Source organism: Nocardioides jishulii (genome assembly GCF_006007965.1).
In the GTDB taxonomy this organism is placed as follows: Bacteria; Actinomycetota; Actinomycetes; order Propionibacteriales; family Nocardioidaceae; genus Nocardioides; species Nocardioides jishulii.
The window spans coordinates 2,103,120-2,125,954 of sequence record NZ_CP040748.1; the positions used below are offsets into that span (position 1 = coordinate 2,103,120).

23 protein-coding genes are annotated in these 22,835 nt (G+C 69.8%); 9 read left to right on the forward strand and 14 right to left on the reverse strand.

The window, feature by feature from the left end:
* Positions 1-29: 29 nt before the first annotated feature.
* On the forward strand, positions 30-749 hold the full coding sequence (locus tag FCL41_RS09915) for an ABC transporter permease (RefSeq protein ID WP_137065875.1): 720 nt from the start codon (positions 30-32) through the stop codon (positions 747-749).
* Positions 746-1,714 (forward strand): protein kinase domain-containing protein, encoded by a 969-nt coding sequence (locus tag FCL41_RS09920; protein WP_137065876.1) that lies wholly within the window; start codon positions 746-748, stop codon positions 1,712-1,714. Before FCL41_RS09915 ends, FCL41_RS09920 begins: the two co-directional genes overlap by 4 nt.
* A gap of 59 nt (positions 1,715-1,773) precedes the next feature.
* On the opposite strand, the gene FCL41_RS09925 is transcribed toward FCL41_RS09920, so the two are convergent.
* Positions 1,774-2,445 carry a DUF6629 family protein gene (locus tag FCL41_RS09925; RefSeq protein WP_137065877.1) on the reverse strand — a complete coding sequence of 224 codons (672 nt, stop codon included), beginning with the start codon at positions 2,443-2,445 and terminating at the stop codon, positions 1,774-1,776.
* A gap of 151 nt (positions 2,446-2,596) precedes the next feature.
* Here FCL41_RS09925 and FCL41_RS09930 point away from each other — a divergent pair, with 151 nt between their 5' ends.
* Positions 2,597-3,439, forward strand: a complete 843-nt coding sequence (locus tag FCL41_RS09930; protein ID WP_137065878.1) for a class II glutamine amidotransferase — start codon at positions 2,597-2,599, stop codon at positions 3,437-3,439.
* A complete protein-coding gene (locus FCL41_RS09935; protein WP_137065879.1) occupies positions 3,436-4,503 on the forward strand; it encodes a DUF2776 family protein in 1,068 nt (355 codons plus the stop codon). The genes FCL41_RS09930 and FCL41_RS09935 overlap by 4 nt, the downstream gene beginning before the upstream one ends.
* A 43-nt stretch (positions 4,504-4,546) precedes the next feature.
* Here the strand turns inward: FCL41_RS09935 and FCL41_RS09940 are convergent, their stop codons facing one another.
* The 3 genes from FCL41_RS09940 to FCL41_RS09950 all read right to left on the reverse strand — a co-directional run bounded on the left by FCL41_RS09940 (position 4,547) and on the right by FCL41_RS09950 (position 8,481).
* On the reverse strand, positions 4,547-6,163 hold the full coding sequence (locus tag FCL41_RS09940; RefSeq protein WP_137065880.1) for an APC family permease: 1,617 nt from the start codon (positions 6,161-6,163) through the stop codon (positions 4,547-4,549).
* 108 nt (positions 6,164-6,271) lie between these two features.
* Positions 6,272-7,243: a choloylglycine hydrolase gene (bsh, locus tag FCL41_RS09945; protein WP_137065881.1), complete on the reverse strand. Its 972-nt coding sequence runs from the start codon at positions 7,241-7,243 to the stop codon at positions 6,272-6,274.
* Positions 7,244-7,503: 260 nt separating this feature from the next.
* Positions 7,504-8,481, reverse strand: coding sequence for a DUF5692 family protein (locus tag FCL41_RS09950; protein ID WP_137065882.1), 978 nt, complete (start codon positions 8,479-8,481; stop codon positions 7,504-7,506).
* A gap of 127 nt (positions 8,482-8,608) precedes the next feature.
* Between FCL41_RS09950 and FCL41_RS09955 the strand changes: the two genes are divergently transcribed.
* Positions 8,609-9,220, forward strand: coding sequence for a TetR/AcrR family transcriptional regulator (locus FCL41_RS09955; RefSeq protein ID WP_137065883.1), 612 nt, complete (start codon positions 8,609-8,611; stop codon positions 9,218-9,220).
* A 6-nt stretch (positions 9,221-9,226) separates the two neighbouring features.
* On the opposite strand, the gene FCL41_RS09960 is transcribed toward FCL41_RS09955, so the two are convergent.
* From FCL41_RS09960 to FCL41_RS09970, 3 genes are all read right to left on the reverse strand, one after another.
* Positions 9,227-10,519, reverse strand: coding sequence for an oxygenase MpaB family protein (locus tag FCL41_RS09960; protein WP_137065884.1), 1,293 nt, complete (start codon positions 10,517-10,519; stop codon positions 9,227-9,229).
* A 62-nt stretch (positions 10,520-10,581) separates the two neighbouring features.
* Entirely contained in the window at positions 10,582-10,974 is a 393-nt protein-coding gene (locus tag FCL41_RS09965) for a YciI family protein (RefSeq protein WP_137065885.1), read from the reverse strand.
* Positions 10,975-11,044: 70 nt separating this feature from the next.
* On the reverse strand, positions 11,045-11,449 hold the full coding sequence (locus FCL41_RS09970) for a YjbQ family protein (RefSeq protein ID WP_137065886.1): 405 nt from the start codon (positions 11,447-11,449) through the stop codon (positions 11,045-11,047).
* A gap of 129 nt (positions 11,450-11,578) precedes the next feature.
* On the opposite strand from FCL41_RS09970, the gene FCL41_RS17455 reads away from it, so the two are divergent.
* Both FCL41_RS17455 and FCL41_RS09980 read left to right on the forward strand, forming a co-directional pair.
* Positions 11,579-12,049, forward strand: coding sequence for a nucleoside deaminase (locus FCL41_RS17455; protein WP_275403736.1), 471 nt, complete (start codon positions 11,579-11,581; stop codon positions 12,047-12,049).
* Between the two features lie 75 nt (positions 12,050-12,124).
* The gene (locus FCL41_RS09980; RefSeq protein ID WP_137065888.1) at positions 12,125-13,972 is read left to right on the forward strand and encodes a thiamine pyrophosphate-requiring protein; all 1,848 of its coding nucleotides are present in this window, start codon (positions 12,125-12,127) and stop codon (positions 13,970-13,972) included.
* Positions 13,973-13,987: 15 nt separating this feature from the next.
* On the opposite strand, the gene FCL41_RS09985 is transcribed toward FCL41_RS09980, so the two are convergent.
* Complete coding sequence (locus FCL41_RS09985; RefSeq protein ID WP_137065889.1) at positions 13,988-14,197, reverse strand: hypothetical protein; 210 nt, start codon at positions 14,195-14,197, stop codon at positions 13,988-13,990.
* Between the two features lie 301 nt (positions 14,198-14,498).
* Here FCL41_RS09985 and FCL41_RS09990 point away from each other — a divergent pair, with 301 nt between their 5' ends.
* Together FCL41_RS09990 and FCL41_RS09995 are read left to right on the forward strand one after the other, a co-directional pair.
* Positions 14,499-15,215 carry a response regulator gene (locus tag FCL41_RS09990; RefSeq protein WP_137065890.1) on the forward strand — a complete coding sequence of 239 codons (717 nt, stop codon included), beginning with the start codon at positions 14,499-14,501 and terminating at the stop codon, positions 15,213-15,215.
* A 117-nt stretch (positions 15,216-15,332) separates the two neighbouring features.
* The gene (locus FCL41_RS09995; protein ID WP_170970251.1) at positions 15,333-16,472 is read left to right on the forward strand and encodes a sensor histidine kinase; all 1,140 of its coding nucleotides are present in this window, start codon (positions 15,333-15,335) and stop codon (positions 16,470-16,472) included.
* 30 nt (positions 16,473-16,502) lie between these two features.
* Here the strand turns inward: FCL41_RS09995 and FCL41_RS10000 are convergent, their stop codons facing one another.
* From FCL41_RS10000 to FCL41_RS10025, 6 genes are read right to left on the reverse strand one after another with little or no spacing between them, the layout of a single operon-like run.
* Entirely contained in the window at positions 16,503-18,596 is a 2,094-nt protein-coding gene (locus tag FCL41_RS10000) for a YhgE/Pip domain-containing protein (protein ID WP_137065892.1), read from the reverse strand.
* On the reverse strand, positions 18,593-19,441 hold the full coding sequence (locus FCL41_RS10005) for a hypothetical protein (RefSeq protein ID WP_137065893.1): 849 nt from the start codon (positions 19,439-19,441) through the stop codon (positions 18,593-18,595). Before FCL41_RS10005 ends, FCL41_RS10000 begins: the two co-directional genes overlap by 4 nt.
* Positions 19,442-19,444: 3 nt before the next feature.
* Positions 19,445-20,368 carry an urea transporter gene (locus FCL41_RS10010; protein ID WP_170970252.1) on the reverse strand — a complete coding sequence of 308 codons (924 nt, stop codon included), beginning with the start codon at positions 20,366-20,368 and terminating at the stop codon, positions 19,445-19,447.
* 45 nt (positions 20,369-20,413) lie between these two features.
* On the reverse strand, positions 20,414-21,454 hold the full coding sequence (locus FCL41_RS10015) for an urease accessory protein UreD (protein ID WP_137065895.1): 1,041 nt from the start codon (positions 21,452-21,454) through the stop codon (positions 20,414-20,416).
* Positions 21,451-22,086: an urease accessory protein UreG gene (gene ureG / locus FCL41_RS10020; RefSeq protein ID WP_137065896.1), complete on the reverse strand. Its 636-nt coding sequence runs from the start codon at positions 22,084-22,086 to the stop codon at positions 21,451-21,453. Before ureG ends, FCL41_RS10015 begins: the two co-directional genes overlap by 4 nt.
* A gap of 55 nt (positions 22,087-22,141) precedes the next feature.
* Positions 22,142-22,831, reverse strand: coding sequence for an urease accessory protein UreF (locus FCL41_RS10025; protein WP_137065897.1), 690 nt, complete (start codon positions 22,829-22,831; stop codon positions 22,142-22,144).
* Positions 22,832-22,835: the final 4 nt, after the last annotated feature.

A 22,835-nucleotide genomic window follows, 5' to 3' on the forward strand; every position in this document is an offset into this window, starting at 1 on the left:
ACCACACAACACCGAAGGGATTCGCCACCATGCTCGAGATCGCTCGCAGTGAGCTGTTGCAGATGTTCCGGAACCGCCTGGTCCTGGTGACCGGCCTGATCATCCCTGTCGCCATCGGCGCCTACTTCGTCCGGCAGCACGAGACCTTCGCCGATCTCGGCAGCGCCGGCTACGTCGCCGCCATCGTGATGTTCACCGTGCTTGCCTTCGGGCTCTACACCACGGCGGTGACCACCCTGGCCGCCCGCCGTAGAGACCTCTTCCTCAAGCGGCTGCGCTCGACGGCGGCCAGCGACCGGAGCATCCTCGCCGGGCTGCTCCTCCCTGTCGTCGTCGTTGCGCTCGTCCAGGTCACCGTGATCCTCGTGGTGTTCGGGGAGGTCTCCGCCCGTCCTGACGCGATCGGGCTCGTGGTGCTGGCGGTCCTGGCGACCACGGCCATGATGGTGGCCCTGGCCCTGGCGACTGCCGGGTTCACGAACTCTCCCGAGCACGCCCAGGTCACCACTCTCCCGGTCAGTCTCGCGGTGATCGCGGTGGCCAGCTGGGTCGGGATCAGCGGCACCGAGGAGCTCACCCACCTCAAGCGACTCCTGCCCGGCGGCTCGGCGGCGGAGCTGGTGATCAACGCCTGGGACGGCAACGTCGGCCTCGCCGAGTCGCTGTCCCTGCTGGCGCCGACCCTGGCCTGGGTCGCGCTCGCCGTCGCGCTGGCCGGTCGGCTCTTCCGCTGGGAGCCGCGGCGATGAACAGGTCCACGGCCGGACGCCGTCGGCCCGAGGACAACGTCGCCCCAGGGACCACTCGCACGGGCTCCGTCGAAGGCCCGCTGGGCACGCGTCGTGTCCTGCTCGAGCGTTACGAGGTCGGCGAGGTCATCGGCTGCGGCGCCACCGCGGTGGTCCACCGGGGTCGCGACCTGCGAACCGGCCGATCCGTCGCGATCAAGGTGCTGCACGAGAATCTGGCGACCGACCCTCGGTTCCACGCGAGGTTCCGGCGGGAGGCGCAGGCGGTGACCGGTCTGCGGCACCCCGAGATCGTCGTCGTCCACGACGCCGGGTACGAGCACTCGACAGACGCGTCGGGAGTACCGCTGCGACGCCCCTTCCTCGTCATGGAGCTCATCACCGGCCGCTCCCTGCGCGACGTCCTCGAGCGTGGCCTGCCCACGCTCGCCGAGGCACTCGACTACCAGCTGGGGGTCCTGTCCGCCCTCGAGGCGAGCCACCGGGCGGGCATCGTCCATCGCGACATCAAACCCGCCAACGTGATGGTGACGGCCCAGGGTGCGGTCAAGGTCGTGGACTTCGGCGTCGCCCGGAGCAGCCACGACCCTGCAGCGACCCTCACCCTGCCCGGGGAGCTCCTCGGCACGCCGTCCTACCTGGCGCCCGAACAGCTGCGCGGGTACGCGGCTGACGCACGCAGCGACCTGTACTCCGCAGGCTGCCTGCTCCATCACCTGCTGAGCGGGAGACCTCCCTTCGTCGGGGATGACCCCGTCTCGGTCGCCTACCAACACGTCCACGAGGAACCCGCGCGCGTGGACACGGGCGTCGCCGCCCTCGACTCGGTCCTTGCCCGGGCGCTCGCCAAGGAGCGCGGCGACCGGTTCCAGGACGCTCGGTCGTTCCGGGTGGCGCTGCTGCGCGCGACCAGGGGCGGGACGGTCCGGCCCGGCCCGGACGCGGTCACGAGCACGGCCTGCTGACCGCGGAGGAGACGCGTCGGCGGCGCGGGTCTCCGCCTGTGGGCCCTGCTCCCCCACCCTCAGGCAGGCGACAGCGCCCGCTCGTAGCGATGGAGGTCGGTGAGCCGGCGACGCAGCACCATGTGCACGACGACCAGCGCGGAGCTCAACGCTGCGTACACGCACCACAGCGACGCGAATGCCTGGACGTAGACGATGGCGACGACCGAGAGCCCGACGAGGTTGAGGAGCCCGAAGGCGACGATGGAGGGGTAGCCGGACATCACCGCCGGACCGATCACCGCCACGACGTACAGCACGGCCCACATGACCCCGTACGTCAGTCCGACGTCGTACACCAGGGCGTGCGGCTCCTGGCGGATCTCGATCGGGCCCCTGAGCACCGCCCACCCCAGGTACCCCGCGACCACTGCACCGAGCACCACGAAGGGCGCCACCCGCAAGCGTCTCGCCCTGGGTTCGAGGAGCAGCACCGCCAGCGGCACCAGGATCGGGAGGATCGGGAACGCGAAGAGGACGTACGCCAGCGCGGCGGCCTGCTGGACGGCCGCGGAGACGTAGTCAGATGCTTCGCGCCAGACGAGGGCCTCGGTCAGCTGGTGGAGGGCGAAGAACAACGGCAACGACGCGAACGGCAGCTCGCGGAGCGTGCGCACCTCGCGCAGGCTGACAACAGCGACGGGGAGCAGCGCCACGCCAGTGGTCAGGTCAGCACCGATCGAGAAGCACACATTCGACAAGTACCCCAGCCGAGCAGTTGCAGCCCTGGTCGGACGTGCCGGGGGCTGCGGTCAGGGCCTCGCCACCCGGCAGTCGGTAGGGCTATCGTCCCAAGAGGGGACCACTCGCTCCATCGCCACTCCCCCGGAGAAGGAGGCCGCGATGTGCAGATGGCTCGCCTACACCGGTTCGCCGGTGCTCGTCCACGACCTGCTCTACCGGCCCGAGCACTCGCTGATCGTGCAGAGCCTGAGCTCCACCATGGGCGCCGAGACGACGAACGGCGACGGCTTCGGGCTCGGGTGGTACACGGACCTCCCGACGCCGGGCGTCATCCGCAGCACCGAGCCCGCGTGGAACGACCGCAACCTCGAGGAGATCTCGGCGCACATCAGGTCGCCCTGCGTGCTCGCCCACGTCCGCGCCTCCAGCGGCTCAGCGGTGCAGCAGACCAACTGCCACCCGTTTCGGCATGGGCGCTGGCTCTTCATGCACAACGGATCCATTGATGGCTTCCTCACCCTCAAGTACGACCTGGCGATGGCGGTGGATCCCGTCCTGTTCGCCGGCATCGAGGGCTCGAGCGACACGGAGATGTTCTTCCACCTGGCGTTGACCCTCGGACTCGAGGAGGATCCAGTGGGCGCCGTGAGCCGGGCCGTGGGGCTGATCGAGGAGACCGGTCGTCGCCACGGCGTCGACTTCCCCCTGCAGATGACGGTCGGGATGACCGATGGAGAGACGTTCTACGCCTTCCGCTACAGCAGCCAGGGGCGATCCCGCACGCTGTTCCACAGCGCTGACATCGCGACCCTGCAGCAGCAGTACCCCGGCAACCAGATGCTGCGGCGACTCTCCGAGGACGCCAAGGTGGTGGTCTCGGAGCCGTTGAGCGACCTGAAGGGTGCCTGGCGGGAGATTCCCGAGTCCACGTGCCTGGTGCTCCACAAGGGCCAGGAGCAGATGCTCCCGTTCGAACCGCAACCGAGGCTGGTGGAGTCATGAACTACTGGGTCAGTGTCGTGTTCCGGGCCATCCCCCTGGCCATGATGGCGGTCTGCATCGGCTTCGGCGTCTACGTCTGGAACGCAGCCGATGCCCCCGGGAACTTCGTGGCAGGCCGGGTGGTCACGTTCCTCGCCGCGATCTGTCTGTGCCTGTTCTGCACGGCCGCCACGATCATCAGGCAGCTGATCGGTCGCTTCAACGCCGTCGACAAGGTGCTGTATCCCGCGCTCGGCTACCTGTCCGCGGTCGTCACGTCGGCGTACGGCGTGAGCCTGTTCGCCGGAGCCTCGGGCAGCGGCCAGGACCCGGACTACGTCGCCGGGCACGTCGTCCTCGGCCTGGGCCTGATCAGCGGCTGCGTGGCGACCGTCGCCACTGCCTCCACCAAGTTCTCACTGATCCCGGCCAACTCCGCGCAACCAGCCGGTGAGCGGACCGCACCCTCGACGGCTTTCTCCGGAGTGGCCGTGACCGTGCTCGGGGCGATCCCTGTGCTCCTCGCCGCGACCGCCTGGGCCTTCGGTGTCGCCAACCTGCTGATGACCACCTCACCGAGCAGGTTCACGGTGGGCCACGTGGTCATCGGCCTCGCGATGATCTGCACGAGCCTGATCGGACTGGTGTGGAGCATCCTGCGCCAGGTCCAGAACTCCTACGGCCCCCGGGACCGCGTCCTGTGGCCCTGGCTGGTGATCGTGATGGGCGCGGCCGCCATGGTCTGGGGGATCGTGCTGCTGGTCCTCGACGACGAGCCGTACTACCGCACCCCGGGGTTCGTGATGATCGGCCTGGGGCTGGTCTGCTTCAGCATCCTGAGCAAGGTCGGTCTGCTCGCGCTGGTGTGGCGGCGCACGTTCAGCCTCGCCAACCGCGTGCCGCTGGTCCCGATCGTGACCGCCCTCAGCTGCCTCTTCCTCGCAGCGTTCGTCTTCCAGGCCGCGATCACCGACTCCAACGTCTTCGTCGCCGCGCACGTGCTGGTCGGGCTGGGCGCCGTCTGCTTCACGCTCTACTCGATCGTCTCGATCCTGGAGAGCGGTACGTCCTCGCACGACGGCTGAGGCGCAGGCCTGTGGCACGGCCGTTGAATGGTGACCTGGATCCTCATCGGCCACCCTCCGCCCGGTACTCGGGCACTTCCGCGACCAGTGCGGCGGCCCGGCTGGCGGGCAGGGCGGAGCGTACGCCCCACTCGAGCAGCACCAACGCAAAGCCGGCCACCACGACCATGTCGACCCCGTTGGGCAGCACGTCGCGGCCACCTCCGAACCTTCCGAGGAAGGTCAGCACCAGCAGGCCGGCGTAGTAGGGGCCCAGCCAGGCGAGCGACCCCAGCTCCAGGGAACCGCGGAGTTGGGGTTGACGCACGATGCGCCACACGAGCACGGCGACACCGACGGCGATCGGGATGGTCAGCTTGATCATCGTCTCCCACCCTGTCCAGTAGATGATCAGGGAGATCACGACGAAGGCGATCCGGGCCAGGACCGACACCACGTGCAGCCGGAACGGCCGTCGCCGGTCCGGGACCTGGCGGCGCAGCGCGAGCACGCTGACCGGTCCGAGGCACATGGACAGCACGATGGCCCCGGAGTTGTACGAGAGGAGCTCCGACCACCCGTCACGGAACACGACGAGCAGCACCACACCGACCACGAGGTTCAGCGTCATCGCCCGCATCGGGACGCCGCGCCGGGTGAAGGCCGACACCGCACGCGGGAAGAGACCGTTCTGGGCCACGGCCACCGCGAGCCGACCGGTGGAGGCGGTGGAGACCAGGCCTGCGCCGAAGGGCCCGAGCACCGCGTCGGCCACCACCAGGTTCGCCAGCGCTGCCATGCCCAGGCCAGCGAGGAGCCCGGCGAGCGGTCCGTTCACGCCGCCCTTGTCGAGGCCCGCCCAGCCATCTCCGAGGTCGTCCGGGTTGACGGCCCCGACGAATCCCACCTGGAGAAGCGTGAAGAGCACCGTGCAGATGAGGATTCCTCCGACCAGGGCAACCGGGATCGTCACCTGAGGGCGATGCGCCTCGCCGGCGAGGTCCAAGGCGTGCCGGAACCCCAGGAAGGCGAAGACGACACCCCCCGTGGTGATGGCACTCATCACCCCGGCGGCTCCGCCAGGAGCAAAGCCGGTCTCGCGGATCGCCGCGGTGGAGAACTGGGTGAGCAACGCGACCGCGATGACCACGGGAACGAGCAGCTTCACCCACGTGAGCGCGGTGTTGATCCGGGTGAACAGAGCCACTCCGTAGGCGTTGAGCCCGGTGAACACCGCCAGCAGCACGGTGGCTGCCACGATTCCCGGCAGGCTCAGGGCACTCTTCCCGTTGGACGAGGCCTCCGCGACGAAGAGCCAGTCGAAGGCCGGCTCGTTGCTGGCGTACTCCAACATGGCCTGGGTCTCGATCGGCGCGGCCGTCACGTAGCCGACCCACGCCACCCAGCCGATCGCGATGCCCACCCCTCGCCCGTGGCTGTACGTCGGCAGCAGCCCGAGGCCGCCGACCACTGGCAGCATCGCGGCGAGCTCGGCGTACACCAGTGCGACGCTGATCAGCATCAGCCCCGCGATCGGCCACGCGAGGATGGCCGCAGGCCCGGCCTGCTGTGCCGCCAGGAGCGGGGCGAACAACAGTCCGGATCCGACCACGCCCCCGACCGCGACGAAGGTCAGCCCGAGCGTGCCCACCGACCGGTGGGGAGCCGTGGTCTCGTCCATCTCAGACGATTCGTGCGGGGCGACGGCTCGGGCCTGGTGCGCTGGTCCAGCACCTCACGGGCCGCGCCCGCGGGACCGCGGCCCAGCTGAGCGGCACCCCCTCCATGACTAGTTCTGCGCCAGGATCTGCTGCCCGGTGACCAGCGGATAGGTGGAGAGGGTGTCGCCGTCGAGGTCGACCTTGTGCATGTCGACCGCCGTGATCTGGCTGTTCTCGTACGTCGTGTAGTAGTAGATGCCCTTGTCGGTGTTGCAGCACGACGAGTAGATGGTGATCTCGTACTTGTCCCCCACCTCGACGCAGCCCCGCTGCTGCGCGACGGAGCCGAGGATGTGGAAGAACTGGCTGATCGCCTCGGACTCGGAGTCGCCCGACGTCGAGTTCATGGCCGTGAACGTGGCCTTCACGAAGCGGGACATCGAGGAGAGGTCGCCCGGCAGCCCGACGGCTCCGAGCCCGCGGCTGTAGGTGTCGAAGTCCAGCTTCTTCGAGAAGTGGTTCTCGGGCTGGGCGGTCGACATGCTCGCGTAGTTGTTGAGGTTGAACAGCTGGATGTCGAAGGGGGGGTTGTTGGTCAGCAGTCCTACCGGGTTGTCGTAGATCCGCAGCCCGTCCTTGACCGACTCGACGGTGATCGACTCGTCCCGGTCGGAGATGATCCAGTGCAGCGGCGAGAGCGGGAACTCGGCGCTGAAGGGGATGTCGACGAGCACCATCGCCTCCAGGGCCGCGCGAGCCTGGGACACGGTCTCGAACTGACCGAGGATCCAGGGGATGAACTCGAACGGCGTGACGTTGTCCTTCCCGGGCGTCTCGGGCTTGTAGTCGGCGTTCTCGGGGAAGTTGAGCCCCGCCATGCTCAGCCCCTTCTCGTTGGTCGCGTCGTAGTAGAGCGGGTAGCCGTCGGCCACCGTCGTCATCCCGATGACGGCGTGGTGGGCCACGAGGTCGTTCACCCTCCGGAAGGGGAACGGGTAGTTGCGCGGAGTGATGGTGACCGTTTCGTGGTACGAGAACTCGAGATCCAGGTTGCGACCGAAGTAGTGGTCCTTGGCGGTGTAGTTCGTTGCAGTGCACACGGTGTGGCCTCCACGCTGGTTTGCGACTCGATCGGTCCGGCTTCGATCCACGCCCACGTCAGGGGCGCGAAACAGGTGTGCCTCGACGCTAGGGGGCCAACCGGTCCTCGACCAGAGACCTTTGACCCTGTCGGGGAGGGGCATGGGCACGAGCGGGTCAGCGGGTCGGTGCCCCCGTGCAGCAACGCCGTGGCCGAGCCTCAAGGCTCAACCACGGCGCGTTGTCCACCGTGCCCCGGCTACGAGCCGGGCAGGCGGTCTCAGGCGGGGAGCGCCTGCCCCGTCTCCCGGACCCCCGGCTGACCGAGGGGCGACTCCTCGGGGAGGTTCTCGGCGCGCACCTCGCGGTACGGGCGGAGCTCGGTGTAGAGCTCGTCGCGCAGCGGGTTGCGGTGCCGCGTGACGATGACGAACACCTGGTAGGCCGCGACGGCGACGTTGGCCGCGAGCGACAGGGCCGACACGACGAAGAGCGCGGTCGGGTTGTGCGACGACTCGACGGCGAACTGCGAGGAGGTCACGAAGGTCGGGAACGCCATCGTGAACATCATCCACAGGGCCAGCGTGTGGGCGCGGTGCTGCAGCCAGGCGCCCTTCTTGATGAAGAAGGCGGGGATGGTGCAGGAGATGAGCAGGGCCGCACCGGCGTAGAAGGCGTGGTCACCGACGCAGTTGTAGACGTAGGCGAAGTTCCACAGGTCGTAGGCGATGATCCAGAACCACATCATGTCGGGCCAGATCATGTCCTTCGAGCGGTCGCGCGACACGATGATTCCGGCCCATCCGCAGATCGTGAGCAGGTTGAGGATCCCGGCGATGCCGTTCATGTAGTTCCACGACCCGCCGACCATGAAGACGCCGTCGTGCATGCCCTGCAGTCCCGCCACCTGGAAGTCACGGATGACCGCCTCGGCGATGTTGATCGCCAGGATGGCCGCGGGGAACATCAGCATCCAGCGGTTCTTCGCCAACCGCGGGACGTACCGGATGAGCATGAAGCCCAAGCACCCGGCGAGTGCCGAGTAGACCTTCACCCAGTGGAACCAGGTGCCGGTGGACGACCCCTCGCCGGCCGTGTTCGGCCACACGAACAGGGTCAGGAAGATTGGCAACGCCACGAAGAAGCCAAGACCGGCCCACTTCCAACGACGCGTGACCTCGTTGAGCGCGATGAGGCCCCCGAGGACGACGAAGAACATCGCCCACGAGTACCAAGGAATGGATTCGAACAAGAACATCGGACCTCCTCTCCCGTCGCGGTCCGCGACGTGCGGTCCGCCGATTTCCACGGTAGGAACTGCTCCGCCGGGCGTCACTAGACAGCTGAGGCGATGTGTCCAAGGGCGTCGAGCCGTACTGTGAGGCATGGCTGAGGGGAGCGCCCAGGCGCAGCAGAGAGCAGGCGCACGCGACGCGCTGGCGTCCGCGCTCAAGGCGCGGCTGCGCACCGAGCCGTTGGACAAGGTGACGGTCACGCAGCTGACGCGTGACTGCGGACTGACCCGGCAGGCGTTCTACTACCACTTCCCGGACGTGCGGCACCTCGCCGTCTGGGTGTTCGAGACCGAGGTCGCCGCCCAGGTCCGCGCGGACGCCTCCGACGTGGGCTGGTCCGACGGCCTGGTCAGGCTGATGCTCTACATGCGCGACAACCGCTCGTCCACGTTCGCCGTGCTCGACGGGCTCGGTCGTGCCGGGCTCGAGCGCTTCCTGCTCGGGCAGATGCGGCCCGTCACCGAGGCCGTGATGGACCGGGACGGTGGTGGACCGGTCCTCCCCCACGATCGCGTTCTGGTCGTCGACTTCTACACCTCGGCGGTGCTGGCCGTGGTGCTGCGCTGGGTCGCGGACGGCATGGTGGAGCACCCCTACCGCGTGGCGGGCGACCTCGACCTCATGCTGGACGGCGCGATCCGCGAGTCTGTCCGCCGGCTCGACGCGCGAGCCGCACTCCCGCGCCGTCAGGGTCGCGGCTAGGACGTCTCACACCCGCGCGGTGTACTCGGGGTGTCCGTAGCCGCGGAGGCGCCGCTCGAGGGTGGCCACCACGTAGCGGTCCACCAGCTTCTCCACACCGGGGACGTGGGAGAGCCGGCGCGCGGCCAACGTGCGTCCGATGACGAAGGGCAGCATGGTCGTCGCTCGCGCCCGGTCCAGGGCGCTGACCCGGACCCCCATCGCCGCCGCCCGGTCGTAGTCGCCCTGGAGGAAGGCCTTCACGAACGTCACCGTGGAGAAGCTGCGCTCGAACGTCTCGGCGAGCACCCCGGCGCCGTGGGCGTCCGGGTGCAGGGTCGCGGCCAGGGTGGAGCGTACGAGCTCTCCGCACGTCGCGTCGTCGAAGCTGGCCCGCAGCGTCGCAGCCCGGGCCTGGAGCACTCTCAGCACCTGGGCGGGCGAGTCGGGGAGCAGCTCGTTGGGCAGGCCCAGCAGGAAGCACCGGTACCGCGCCAGCTCGACGTTGGCCTGCTCCCGCGCGTCGAACTCGGTGCGTCCCTGGCGCAGCGCCTTCATGGAGATCAGCGCGATGTTGATCATCCCCGCCGGCATCTGGTCGACCTGCGGGATCGGCAACCCGTAGGTGCCCACGTCCCACTGCTCGCTGCGCAGGGCGTGCAGCCGCACCGACGAGTGCATGAGCCGGACCATCGCAGCAGCCTCGAAGCCAGGGCCGAAGCGGTCCACTCCCCCGGGCAGCACGGTCGCGGCGAAGAACGAGGCGGTCTCCTTCACGCGGCGCGCCGACGTCCGGCCCGACAGGGTCCCGGTGATCGCCATCGGCAGCGCGGCGTACGCGTTGAGGAACGTCGCCAGGAAGGCGCCCCGGATGACGAACGGCGTCACGAGCGCGGCATCGATCCGCTCCCACCGGGCGCCCTCCCGGACGAGGTCCATGTCGATCCACTCCGGCGTCGCCTCCATCGAGGCGATGAAGGCCCGCAGCTCGGCGGGGGCGTCCTGCACGGCGTCCACCCCCTCGCGGCAGGCGGTGCGCAGCATCGTGACCAACCCGCGCATGCCGTGGACCGGCAGCAGCAGGGCGTAGGCGTCGGCCACGACGTCGCCCAGACGGGTGGCGGTCACCACCAGGTCGACCAGATCGGCGTCGGCCAGGATCGAGGCCCGGTCGGCACCCTTCACGAAGCCGAGCTCGCTGGGGTCGTCAGGGCCGAGCGCGAGTCGCTCCGGCACGGCGTCCGGGTCGAGGTGTCCGTACACCTGAGGCAGCTCCTCCCGCTGCCTGCGGACCCGTTCGACGAGCGCCTCGTGAGTCATGTCGCCTCCTGCGTGCCTGGACCTCCAACCTACGGTGGCCCCGAAGGTCACGCCAGCACCGCTCACCCGGACGAGCCGGTTGACTCCCCGCCGACGAGCTCCTGCATGGACCCCGACGTGAAGCGGCGCACCTCCTGGGGCCAGCCACACCCCTCGGCCACCTTCCCGGCCCACCTGCGGGCGGACTCGTCGTCGGGCACGTCGATGATGGTGAGCCCACCCAGCCACTCCTGGGTCTGCGTGAAGGGCCCGTCAGTGACGACCACCTCACCGCTCCGGGCGTCCGCGCTGGCCGCTTCCTCCAGCTCCTCGACCAGCCCACCGGCATACACCAGGACGCCGTGCTCCTGCATCTCCCGCATGACCGCCACGGAGGGTGCGACACGACTCGCGAACCACGCCTCGTCGTGGTCGCCGACCCACTGCTGGTTGAAGTGGATCAGGTACTGAGGCATCTCGGCTCCCTGGCGTCGGGCGGACTCGTGCACCCCACTCTCCCGCTGGTCACCCCAGCGGGCAAGGCCCTCAGCCAGCGAGGAACGAGAACCGCACCTCGCGCTCAGGGTTGTCGACGTTGAGGTCGACGAGGCAGATGCTCTGCCAGGTGCCGAGCGCGAGTCGTCCGCCCAGGACGGGGACGCTGGCGTACGGCGGGAGCAGCGCCGGCATCACGTGCGAGCGCCCGTGCCCCCTCGAGCCGTGGCGGTGGAGCCACCGCTCGTCGGCCGGCAGGAGGTCACCCAGGGCAGCGAGCAGGTCGTCGTCGGAGCCCGCGCCGGTCTCGAGGATGGCGAGGCCGGCCGTGGCGTGCGGGACGAAGACGTGGACCAGCCCGTCCCCGCGTCCCGAGACCCAGGCAGCGACGTCCTCGGTGAGGTCGAGGACGCGCTCGACGTCACCGGTCCGGTAGTGGCGCAGGTGTGATTCCACCTGCACATGCTGGCACGTGCGCAGCGGCTCCGGAAGAACCTGCCTGCCGCCCGGCAAGGTCGAGGGTTCCGTCCCGTCGTCAGGAACTGTGGGCACAACGGTCCACCAGCCACCTGTCACCATGGCTGGGTGAGTGACGACAGCAGCTGGCTCCAACGAGCCATCGAACTGGCCACCGACAGCGTCTCCGACGGTGGCGGTCCCTTCGGCGCCGTCATCGTGCGCGACGGCGTGGAGATCGCCGCGGGTCAGAACCGCGTGACCTCGAACTTCGACCCGACCGCCCACGCCGAGGTCCAGGCCATCCGGACCGCCTGCACCGCGCTCGGGGAGTTCAGCCTCGCCGGTTGCACGGTCTATGCCTCGTGCGAGCCGTGCCCGATGTGCCTCGCCGCCTGCCTGTGGGCGCGCGTCGACCGAATCGTCTACGCCGCCGACCGGGACGACGCCGCACGCGGCGGCTTCGACGACCGGCGCTTCTACGAGCTGTTCACCCGACCTCGTGCGGAGTGGGAGGTCGCGGTCAAGTCCCTGCGTCTGCCCGAGGCGGAAATGCCCTTCCACGCGTGGCGCGCCCGCGAGGACCGCCACCTGTACTGACCACCTGACCAGGCATGGAGCGCTCGCAGCGGGGTACGGGTCCGGGGTCCACCCCGAGCCGAAGGAAGAGTGCCCATGGCAGCAGGAGACCACCGCGTGAGCGCCGACGACGTCACGGACGACGGCGCAGAGTCCAGCCAGCAGCCCCAGCGCCTGGTGGCAGACCTCGTGGTCGAACGCCTGCGGGCATGGGGCGTGCACCGCGTCTTCGGCTACTCCGGCGACGGCATCAACGGCTTCATGGGCGCCCTGCGAAGGGCCGACGGCGACCCGGCATTCGTCCAGGCCCGCCACGAGGAGAACGCTGCCCTGATGGCGGTGGGCCACGCCAAGTACACCGGCGGGGTCGGCGTCGTGACCAGCACGCAGGGTCCGGGTGCGGTGCACCTGCTCAACGGCCTGTACGACGCCAAGCTCGACCACCACCCTCTGGTGGCGATCGTCGGCCAGCAACCGACGACGGCACTGGGATCGGAGTACCAGCAGGAGATCGACCTGCCGGCCCTCTTCAAGGACGTGGCGGCACAGTACGTCCAGACGGTGCTGGCGCCGGAGCAGGCCGCCATGGTGGTGGACCGCGCCTTCCGGACGGCCCTCGCGACCCGCTCCCCCTGCGTCGTCGTGCTGCCCCACGACGTCCAGGTCGAGCCTGCCCCCGACCAGCCGCCGCACGAGCACGGCGTCGTGCCGACCGCGCCCCAGTGGCGCACGCCCCGCGTCATCCCCGCCGACGACGACCTCGCGGAGGCCGCCGCCGTTCTCAACGCCGGTGAACGCGTGGCCCTCCTGGTTGGTCAGGGCGCGAAGGACGCCCAGCGGCAGGTGCGCGCCGTGGCCGAACGACTCGGTGCCGGCGTGACGACCAGCCTCCTCGGCAAGCCGTGGTGGGACGAGACCCTGCCCACCAGCTGCGGCGTCATGGGCCACCTCGGCACGACCGCCTCAGGATGGCTGATGGACCAGTGCGACACCCTCCTGATGATCGGCACCAACGACCCGTGGACGGAGTTCTACCCGGCGCCCGGACAGGCGCGAGGTGTGCAGGTCGACATCGACGGCCGGCACCTGGCGAATCGCTACCCGGTGGAGGTCGGGCTCGTGGGCGACGCGGCCGAGACCCTCGACCGGCTCCTGCCCCTGCTGGAGGACAAGTCGTCGCTCCCGTGGCGGTCCGACGTCGTGGCCCAGGTGGAGCGCTGGCACGCCATCGCCGAGGAACGCGCCGCGGCCGACGCCCACCCACTCACGCCCGAGTACGTCGTACGGGCCCTCACCCCGCAACTCCCTGCGAACGCCCAGGTCAGCGTCGACGTCGGATCGGTCGTCTACTGGTACGCGCGGCACCTCACCCTCCCCCACGGAGTGCAGGCGCACCTGTCCTCCACGCTGGCCTCGATGGGATCGGGCCTTCCCTACGGCCTGGCTGCCAAGCTCGCCGAGCCCGGACGACCTGTGGTCGCGCTGGTGGGAGACGGGGGCATGCAGATGAACGGGATAGCCGAGCTCATCACCGTCGCCTCTCGCCGGCGGGACTGGGACGACCCTCGCTTCGTCGTGCTCGTGCTCAACAACCGCGACCTGGCCGAGGTGACGTGGGAGCAACGCGAGACGGAGGGCGATCCGCGCTACGACGTCAGCCAGTCGCTGCCGGACTTCCCGTACGCCGGCTACGCCGACCTGCTCGGGCTCACCGGCATCCGCGTGGAGCACGGGCACGAGGTCGAGGCGGCGTGGGAGCGTGCGCTGGCGGCGGATCGCCCGGTGGTGCTGGAGGCGGTCGTCGACCCGGACGTCCCGCTGCTGCCTCCCTTCCCCGCCGGGGAGCAGAAGCTCGAGAACTTCCGGCGGGCGCTGGGGCAGGAGGACGACGGAGCGCGGGCCCGCCGGCTCCTGGACGCGCAGGCTGCGCAGGAACGGCCGTAGGCCGGTGCCGAGTCGCTAGGACGACGCCACGAGGCCGACGAGCCACTGCGCGGCGTTGAGGACTGCCAGCCCGACGGAGGTGCCGATGGCGACTCCGATGAGCACCAGCAGCAAGAGGGTCAGTGCGGTCCCCGTGCGGGGATTGCGTTCCAGGAAGCCGACCGTGTCACCCGGACGACGTGGCAGTGACGGACGGGGGATGTGGTGGATCTGGCGCATGCTCATGCCATGACGGTGCGCCGGGTCCTCCCCTTCCCGGCAGGGCTGCTCGGCTCAGGTCCCGATGACCAAGGACACCTTTCCCGAAGCGGCGGACATGGTCCGTCGAGAGCATGCGACCGCAGGGTCGGCAGGGGTCGTCGGCTCCGTCTGCGAGGAGCCCCTCGGAACCTCTGCCTCGGCCGGCAGACCGACACGGAGCCGACTCAGATACACCACAGGTCCCACCACTCACAAGGGCCGAAATCCCCAAAATTCGTTGGCTCGCGGAAGATCAACGGGCTGTGCCCGAACGTACATTGACAACATGGAACCCGAACTGCAGGAAGTCGCCGCCGGCCCGGCCAAGCCGATCACTGTCTTTCTGCTCGACGACCATGAACTGGTCCGTCACGGCATCCGCAGCGTGCTGGAGCGCGACGGCGACATCGTCGTCGTCGGCGAGTCGGGCCTGGCCCAGCAGGCCGCCCAGCTGATTCCTGCACTCCGGCCCGACGTCGCCATCCTCGACGTGCGGCTCCCCGACGGCACCGGCGTGGAGGTGTGCCGTCAGGTGCGCTCGGTGGACTCCGGGATCGCCGCCCTCATGCTGACCTCCTACGACGAGGACGAAGCCCTCTTCGCGGCCATCATGGCCGGTGCGGTGGGATACGCCCTCAAGCAGGTGAAGGTCTCCGACCTCGTTGACACCGTGCGCCGCGTCGCAGCGGGTCAGTCCACGCTCGACCCGTCACTCACCTCCCGCGTGCTGGCGCGGCTGCGTGACGGGCCTCCCGTCAATCCCCTGACCAAGCACCTGACACCGAAGGAGCGGCAGGTGCTGGAGCTGGTCGGCCAGGGGCTGACGAACCGACAGATCGCCTCGCAGCTCCACCTGACCGAGAAGACCACCAAGAACTACGTGTCCGCGATGCTCGGAAAGCTCGGCGTCACGTCTCGGACCCAGGCGGCGATCATCGCGACGATAGGACATCAGGGGGGACACCAGGGGGGACACCACGGACACCAGCACAACCACCGTTGAGGGGCGTCCACGGCGCCGCATGAGTGGGCGCCACCGACAGGGGGCATACCTCAGGTGGGCATACATCCAATGGGGGATGGCTTTCCCCATGGCACGAGGGATGACAAGGGAGTGGCCATGTATGACATCTCGGGAAATCGCCAGGACCCCTGGCTGCACGACGATCCGCCGGACCTCCGATCACTCGCCCGCAGAGCCGTCTCCTCCAACGGGCCGCGAGCCGACCAGGAGGCCGTGCTCTCGCTGCTGGCCGTGCTGACGAGCGTGTCGTCGGGGCTCAGCCTGGACGACAAGCTGGCCCGCATCATGGCAGTGGCCAAGGAGATCACGGGGGCCCACGAGGCAGTCTTCGAGCTCGTGGACGGGCCCACCCACCGGGGACCACCCAAAAAGCGCGGGTGGGAGGTCCTCGAGGCAGACGTCCGGTCCCAGGAGGAGGTCATCGGGCACCTGAAGCTGGTCGGCAAGACCACCCGGGCGGGCGGGTTCACCGAGCTCGACCGGGAGATCGCCCAGGCCCTGGCCGCAGCATCGGGCGTGCTCATCGAGAACGCCAGGCTGCGTGACCAGGTGAGGCGCCACCACCTGGCGTCTCGAGCCCAGGGCACCGACCTGGACGTCGAGCACCTCGGCGAGGCCGACCAGTGGTCCTCGCTGGAGGACAGGGACCGGATCGCCCGCGACCTCCATGACCTGGTCATCCAGCGGCTCTTCGCGTTGGGCCTCGACGTGGAAGCCATCTCGTGGCTGCGAGATCCCGCGGAGATCGCGCGGAGGCTGGCCCGTGACTCGGCAGAGATCGACACCACGATTCGCGACATCAGGCGCATCATCTTCAGGCTCGGTGCGACGGGAGACGACACCGATCCACGCGCCGCCGTCGAGGAGCTGGTCGACAGGGCGACACGGACGATGAAGCTCCGTCCGCGGCTCGAGTTCCGGGGTCCGGTGAGGACGGTGATCGACCCCGGCCTCCTCTCCGACGTCCTGGCGGTGCTGAGCGAGGGCCTGTCCAACGCCGCACGTCACGCCCGGGCCACGACCTGCTCGGTCGAGCTCAGTGCCCTGGACGACGTGGTGGTCACGATCGCCGACGACGGCACCGGACTCCCCCGCGTCATGGAGGAGAGCGGTCTCGCCAACATCCGCGCCCGAGCCCAGCAGCGTGGGGGTGCGTTGGAGATCAAGTCGGTGGCCGAGGTCGGGACGACGCTGGTGTGGCGCGTGCCCTTCCCCGAGCTGCGTCGGGCTCCCTGACCGGGCGACGTGCTGTGACGGCCGCGGTCGTCACAGCACGAGCTCGGGCTGCAGCCGTTTGATGGTCCACGTCCGCTGGCGACGTGCTCCCCAGGTCGTGAAGGCCAGCGCGACCAGGAGCACGCCGACCAGCACCGCCACGTCGATGGTGAAGGTCTGCCCGTCCCCTCCGTACAGCGTCTGGCGCAGCCCCTCGACCGCGTACGACATGGGCAGTACCTGGTGGAAGCTCCGCAGCGGCTCCGGCACGGTCTGCCAGGGGAACGTTCCACCCGCAGTGACCAGCTGGACGAGCATCAGCACCAGGCCCAGGAACTGCCCCACGGCGCCCAGCCACACGTTCAGGGCCTGGATGGCCGCCACGAACGCCGCGGACGCGAGCAGCAGGAGCAGCACGGTCGCGACCGGGTGCACGACGTCGATGCCGAGCGCGAACTTCACCAGCCCGAACATCACGAGCACCTGCACGGCACCGATGAGCCCGGCCGGTATCCAGCCGCCGAACGTCGTCTGCCACGGGGCCGCGCCCGCAGCGGTCGGCCGCGGCGACAGCGGCTTGACGAGGAGGAACAGGACGTAGGCCCCGATCCACGCGGCGAGCGACATGAAGAAGGGGGCGAGGCCGGCCCCGTAGTTGCCGGCGCGGGCGAGCGTGTCGTCGGCCACACGTACGGGGTTGCCGATCGTCCTGGCCGTCGCACGTTCCGTCCTGGCGTCCGGGTTCGGGATCTTGCCCAGCCCTTCGCGCAGACCCGATCGGAGCTCTGCGGTCCCGTTTCGCAGGCGGATGCTCCCGTCCCTCAGCCGTACGCTCCCCCGGGCCAGGCGATCGGCCCCCGTCGCCAGCTGGGCGGTGCCGGACGCCAGTGAGTCGACCCCCGTCGACAGCCGTCCGGCGCCGGAGTCGAGCTGGGCAGCACCCTCCTGCAGTCGGCCGGCCCCGGCCCGCGCGCTGTCGATCCCGCGGACCAGCTCGGGCGTCGCGTCAGCCAGCCGTTGCGCGCCGGCGGCGACCTCGCCCGACCCGGCACTGAGCTTGTCCAGGCGGTTCGACGCCTGCCGGACGTCCCTCCCTGCCTGCTGGACCGGAGCGCGGGCCACGTCAAGCACGGCGATGAGGTCGCGGCCCTGGGCCGGTGTCAGCACTCCGTCGTCCACCAGCTCCTGCACGCGACGACGCAGCGCCGCGTCAGCCTCCTCGAGCTGGCGCAGCACGTCGCCGGTCACCTCGGCGACGCGGCGTCCGACTGCGGCGACCTCCTCGTTGCCCGCAGCGACCCGACCGGCACCGTCGGCGAGACGGCGCGTCTGGTCGGGCAGGTCGCGCGTCCGGGTCGCCAGGGTGCCGAGACCGGAGCTCAGCTCGCTGGCCCCCGCAGTCAGGCGTCCCGCCCCGGAGGCGAGCTCGTCGGCGCCGCTGCGCAGTCGCGTCGTGCCGTTCGACGCCTCGGTCGCTCCCGTCGCGAGCTCGCGGGTCCCCGTGACGGCCTGCTTCGTGCCGGCGACCAACTCGTCGGCCCCCTTGACCAGGCGTTCCGCGCCCTCGACCCCGCTCGCCAGGTTGGTGTGGATGGAGGCGAACCCCCGAAGGAAGGTGGTCGCCGCCTCGGTGCCGACCTCCTCGGCGATGGCGTCGCGCACCTTCCCCACGATGGTGTCGGCGATGGTGGTCGCCATGTAGTTGTTGGCGTCGTTGGTGATCAACGTCAGGCTCGCCTGCCGAGGTTCGAACTTGCCTGCGGAGACGAGGTCCTCGGAGAAGGACGGCCCGATGACCAGGGCGGAGTCGTACCTGCCCGAACGGATGCCTGCCTCCGCATCGGTCTGGCTCGTCCTGGTCCATCCGAACCCGCCGTCGCCGTCGAGCAGCCGCCTGGCCACCTCGTCGCCGTAGTTGACCTCGCGGGCGGGATGTCCCTCCCCGCCCGCGGTGGTGGCCCCCAGGTCCTGCACCACCAGGGCAGCCGGCACCTGGTCGAGCCGTCCGTAGGGGTCGTCGTTGGCGAAGAGGTAGAGGCCCGAGTAGAGCGAGGGAACCACCACCAGGGCCAGCACCGCCAGCTTCGGGAGGGTCCCCGTGGTGAGGCGGCGCAGCTCGGCGGCCGCCACTCGGATCGCGATCATGGGTCGGCCTCCTCGTGAGGGGAGCGTGAGCTCCCGTCGTCCGTCAGACGCTCGAACCGTGTGGTGGGCGCGTCCTCGTCCTCCCTGGGCGGGTCAGATGCGTCCGCCTGCTGGTCCTCGCCGGTGTAGTCGTCGACCACCACCCTCAGCGCCTCCACCGGCCTGCGGCGCAGCGCCTCGGGTCCCCGCGCGGTGGGGAGCGTGGCTCCCAGGTCTCGCGCCGTGGGCCGCAGGCACTGCGCCAGCACGCCGTATCCCTGACCCGCGAACTCCTGGGCCAGGCCCCACCACCGGCGCGGATCGCCGCCGTGCCGGTCGGGGAGCGTCAGCACCAGGAACCGGACGTCGAGCCGTTGCGCGGCCAGGCGCGTCAGCAGCTCGGTCCTGTCACCTCCGTAGAGGTCCTCGAAGCGCTCCTTGCGCCGGTCCAGCAACCCCTGGGACTCGAGCCACGGGTTCATCCGTCCCGCGCGCGCGGGCCGATGGGCGTAGGCCAGCTCCTCGGCGACCACCGTGTGCAGGGGGACGACCTCGTCCGGCTCCGAGACACCGGGGAGGTCGACCAGTGCGGTGACCCGGCGCAGCAGGGTGGACGACGTGGAGACGCTCCCGTCCCCGTCCAGCAGCTCGACGCTCCCCGAGGTGGGGAGCATGCGCCCGGTGGCGACGAGGGCGAGCGCCGTGTGCCCCTGCCCGGGGTCCCCCGCGACGAGGAGGCACTCCCCGACCTGGAGGGAGAGCGTGTCGAGCTCGAGGACGGAGGAACGGCGTCCGTCGAGACGTACGCCGTTCAGCTGGATCCGCTTCGGTCTGGGTCCAGGGCGATCAGCCCGCCGCCACCGCACCCTTCACGTCCGCCGCAGTGCCGCGATCTTGGACCCGATGAGGAGGAAGACCCACGTGGTGAGGATGTAGGGCCAGGTGTAGTGCGGGAAGGTCGTCGCGTCGTTCATGAGCAGCGTGACGACGGCCGTCACCACGGTGCCGACCGCGGCGTAGCACCACGAGGCCACGTTGGCCTGGTGGAAGACGACGGCCAGCGCGATCGCCGTGAGCACCCCGGAGTACCCGGCCAGCCCCTGCTCGATGGTGCTCGCCGACTCGCCCATGGCGAGGGCCGTCAGGCTGCCCAGCACGCTTCCCATCACCGCGGCGAGACCGACCTTCCACGAGGCGATGAAGAGCCCGAGAAGGATCAGGGCACCCGCCCACACGCTGTTGACGAGCACCACCTCCGAGACGTTGGTCAGGAGCGAGGTGAGGAAGGCATCGCCCGTGCCGTCGACGACGTGCTTCGCGGATGACTCCACGTGGATGCTGGTGGAGGCCGCGTACAGGATCGAGGCAGCCGTGCAGAAGGGGGCCGTTGTGTAGGGCAGGTTGAACCCCTTCAGCGCCGGACGGGCGAAGAGCCAGGCGAAGAACAGGGTCAGCGGTGCGGTGAGCACGGCTCCGACCGGGGTCAGGACGTACGCCCACCCCTGCGCGCCGAGCGCCGTGTAGACCGCGGCTCCCACCAGGCAGCCGTTGAAGCCCTGCATGCCCATGCCGACGTTGTCGGCGTCGAAGCCCACCAGGCACCCCGCCAACGTGCCGATGATCGTGCCGATCGCGGCCAGCAGCGCCATCTGCCAGTCCGCCACCAGGAAGGCGGCCAGGATCAGCAGGCCCGTCCAGGGGTTCGCCTGGAAGAAGATCTGTCCGACCCCCTCTGCGAGGGAGCGCCAGGTCACCGCCCGAAGGCTGGCTGCGGGGTCACGCGTCGCACTCATCCCGGACATCTCGTCTCCTCTTCCATGGGCCTGTCAGCCCATCGGTCAGCACTTTCGAATGAGGGGTGCTTCCACGTCGGTGAGCGCCAGCCGCAGCGCCCGCCAGGCCAGGGTCGTCGCGTGTGCGACGCTCATCACGTCGTCGGCGACCATGCGCACCCACGCACCTGCCTCGCCGGGCAGGGCACTCACGCCGAACGACACGTCGCCCACCTCCGGGGCGAGGGTGTCGTGCAACAGCTCCTGGAGCTCCTTGGCACTCATCCGGTCGGTGAGGACGTAGAGCATGGAGAGGACGTCGCGGTCGTCCATCACGGCCAGGCCACCGGTGTCGCCATCCTGGGGCACGAGCCGCACCCGGTCGAGGGCGACCATGTGGCCGGTGGGACGCCGGACCTCGAGGTCGCTGGCCAGCGCCGTGTACGCGTGCCGCTCACCCCTGCCCAGGCGCCCCGCCATGAAGGTCTCCCCCATCACCAGGGTGGCGGACTCGGCGATGGTGACGCGGTTGCGCTGGTACAGGCGGGACCGCGCGAAGGCGATGAGGGGGTCGGGCAGATACTCGACGTAGGCCTCGTCCTGCACGTCGAGGTTCACCTGCGCCACGGCGTAGTCGTGCTCCATCTTGAGCACCTTGGTGTAGGCCGACGTGGTGACGTGGGCCGACGACCCCGGCCCGAAGGTCAGGTCGGTGCGCAACCGGTCTCCCTGCATGATCCCCGCACCGGTCGACATCAGGTAGGTGTAGGGCATGTCGGGCCGCAACGGGTCGTAGTAGAGCGGACGCATGATCTGCAGGGGCGACTTCTGGTAGTGCTCGACCAGCTCCGTGCCGTCACCGCGCCGGGCGAACCCGAGCTCGAGGATGCCGATCTTGCCCGGGCTCCCCGGGGGAAGGGTGTCGGGCACGCCACGGTGTCGAGCGATGATCTCCGGCACCCAGTCGGGTTCGTAGTGACCGGGCTGGAGCCGGGGACCGCCGTAGCCCACGACGCTGCGCTGGACCGGCACCTGCTCGACCGACACAGGCTCGACCGGCACCTGGGCGACCGTGGGGCTGCGGGGACGTACGCGTGCACCGGTCATCTCAACAGCGCTCCGCTGCGTTCGGCCCACAGGGACAGGATCTGTTCCTGGAGCTCGGCCACGCCCTGGCCGGTGAGGGAGTTGGTCAGCACGACCGGCCGCCCTTCCCGCACCCGGTGGGCGTCCGACTCCATGACCCCCAGGTCGGTGCGTACGTACTGGGCGATGTCGATCTTGTTGATGACGAGGATGTCGGAGTCGGTGATGCCGGGACCACGTTTGCGCGGCATCTTCTCGCCCTCGGCGGTGTCGAGGACGAAGACGAAGACGTCGGCCAGGATCGGCGAGAAGGTGAGGGTCAGGTTGTCGCCGCCGGACTCGTAGAGCAGGGTGTCGACCTCGGGGAAGCGCTCGAGCATCTCGGCACCGGCAGCGAGGTTCATCGTCGGGTCGTCACGCACCGCCGTGTGCGGGCAGGCGCCGGTCTCGACGCCCACCACCCGCTCCGGGTCCAGGACCCCGGCGAGCTCGCGTCGTACGTGCTGGGCGTCCTCCTGGGTGTAGATGTCGTTGGTGATCACCGCTGGCTGGCGACCGGCCGCCAGCAGCCCCGGCACCAGAGCCTCGGTCAGGGCGGTCTTGCCCGACCCCACCGGGCCGCCGATGCCGATCCTCAACACGTTGTCCGTCATCGTTTTCCTCATTCGTTCGTCGTTTGTCAGGGGTGGTGCAGGCCACTCGGTCAGGTCAGCAGGCGAAGAGCCGTGCGGGGGCACGTTCGTGCTGTGCCGACACCACGTCGGCCATCGGCACGAAGCCGCCCATGTCGTCGAGCTCGCGCTCCACCGCCGACGTGGCCACCTCGGCGATCTCGGGAGCCAGCCGGTGGAGGAGCACCTGCGCGTGCACGTGGTCGGTCAGGCGCAGGCGCAACGCGGCCCCCAGGAAGCTGGCGGCGAAGGCGGACAAGTCGGAGACGACCGCCTCCTCCACCCCCACCCCCCTCGAGGCGTGCACCACGGCCGCAGCCACCGGCTGGCACCCGGGCGTGGCCTTGGTGGTCACCATCTCCGACCACCTGGCGAGCTCGGGGCCGCCGAACGCCTGGAGGGCCACGTCGGTGAGCTGGTGCCCACTGCGTACCGAGGCCTTGCGCATCTCGGTGTTGAGCTTGCTGGCGTGGAGCAACGAGTCCACCTCGACCACCCGTTCCCAGTCCCCCACCCGGACCGCGTCGTGGGCGCGGGCCAGGGCGGTGGCGTCCGCGGGACCGACCGAGTGGCGCAGCATCCCCCGCGCCAGCTCTTCGAGGTCGTCCCGGACCACCAGGCGGGCCTGACTGAATCCCTCCAGCCCGTGGGACATGGTGTAGAACCCGCTCGGGAACGCCGAGTCGGAGAGCTGGAGACAGGTCAGGAGACTGGTGGCGCTCGTCACGGAC

Bases quoted from the DNA above. Each gene is read 5' to 3' on its own strand.
- FCL41_RS10010 (WP_170970252.1), bottom strand. From the start codon at position 20,368: ATGAGTGCGACGCGTGACCCCGCAGCCAGCCTTCGGGCGGTGACCTGG.
- FCL41_RS09930 (WP_137065878.1), top strand. From the start codon at position 2,597: ATGTGCAGATGGCTCGCCTACACCGGTTCGCCGGTGCTCGTCCACGAC.
- FCL41_RS09960 (WP_137065884.1), bottom strand. From the start codon at position 10,519: ATGACTCACGAGGCGCTCGTCGAACGGGTCCGCAGGCAGCGGGAGGAG.
- FCL41_RS09915 (WP_137065875.1), top strand. From the start codon at position 30: ATGCTCGAGATCGCTCGCAGTGAGCTGTTGCAGATGTTCCGGAACCGC.
- FCL41_RS09985 (WP_137065889.1), bottom strand. From the start codon at position 14,197: ATGAGCATGCGCCAGATCCACCACATCCCCCGTCCGTCACTGCCACGT.
- ureG (WP_137065896.1), bottom strand. From the start codon at position 22,086: ATGACGGACAACGTGTTGAGGATCGGCATCGGCGGCCCGGTGGGGTCG.
- FCL41_RS09950 (WP_137065882.1), bottom strand. From the start codon at position 8,481: ATGTTCTTGTTCGAATCCATTCCTTGGTACTCGTGGGCGATGTTCTTC.
- FCL41_RS09920 (WP_137065876.1), top strand. From the start codon at position 746: ATGAACAGGTCCACGGCCGGACGCCGTCGGCCCGAGGACAACGTCGCC.
- FCL41_RS10015 (WP_137065895.1), bottom strand. From the start codon at position 21,454: ATGACCGGTGCACGCGTACGTCCCCGCAGCCCCACGGTCGCCCAGGTG.
- FCL41_RS09980 (WP_137065888.1), top strand. From the start codon at position 12,125: ATGGCAGCAGGAGACCACCGCGTGAGCGCCGACGACGTCACGGACGAC.
- FCL41_RS09965 (WP_137065885.1), bottom strand. From the start codon at position 10,974: ATGCCTCAGTACCTGATCCACTTCAACCAGCAGTGGGTCGGCGACCAC.
- FCL41_RS09995 (WP_170970251.1), top strand. From the start codon at position 15,333: ATGTATGACATCTCGGGAAATCGCCAGGACCCCTGGCTGCACGACGAT.
- FCL41_RS09990 (WP_137065890.1), top strand. From the start codon at position 14,499: ATGGAACCCGAACTGCAGGAAGTCGCCGCCGGCCCGGCCAAGCCGATC.
- FCL41_RS09955 (WP_137065883.1), top strand. From the start codon at position 8,609: ATGGCTGAGGGGAGCGCCCAGGCGCAGCAGAGAGCAGGCGCACGCGAC.
- FCL41_RS09935 (WP_137065879.1), top strand. From the start codon at position 3,436: ATGAACTACTGGGTCAGTGTCGTGTTCCGGGCCATCCCCCTGGCCATG.
- FCL41_RS09940 (WP_137065880.1), bottom strand. From the start codon at position 6,163: ATGGACGAGACCACGGCTCCCCACCGGTCGGTGGGCACGCTCGGGCTG.
- FCL41_RS10000 (WP_137065892.1), bottom strand. From the start codon at position 18,596: ATGATCGCGATCCGAGTGGCGGCCGCCGAGCTGCGCCGCCTCACCACG.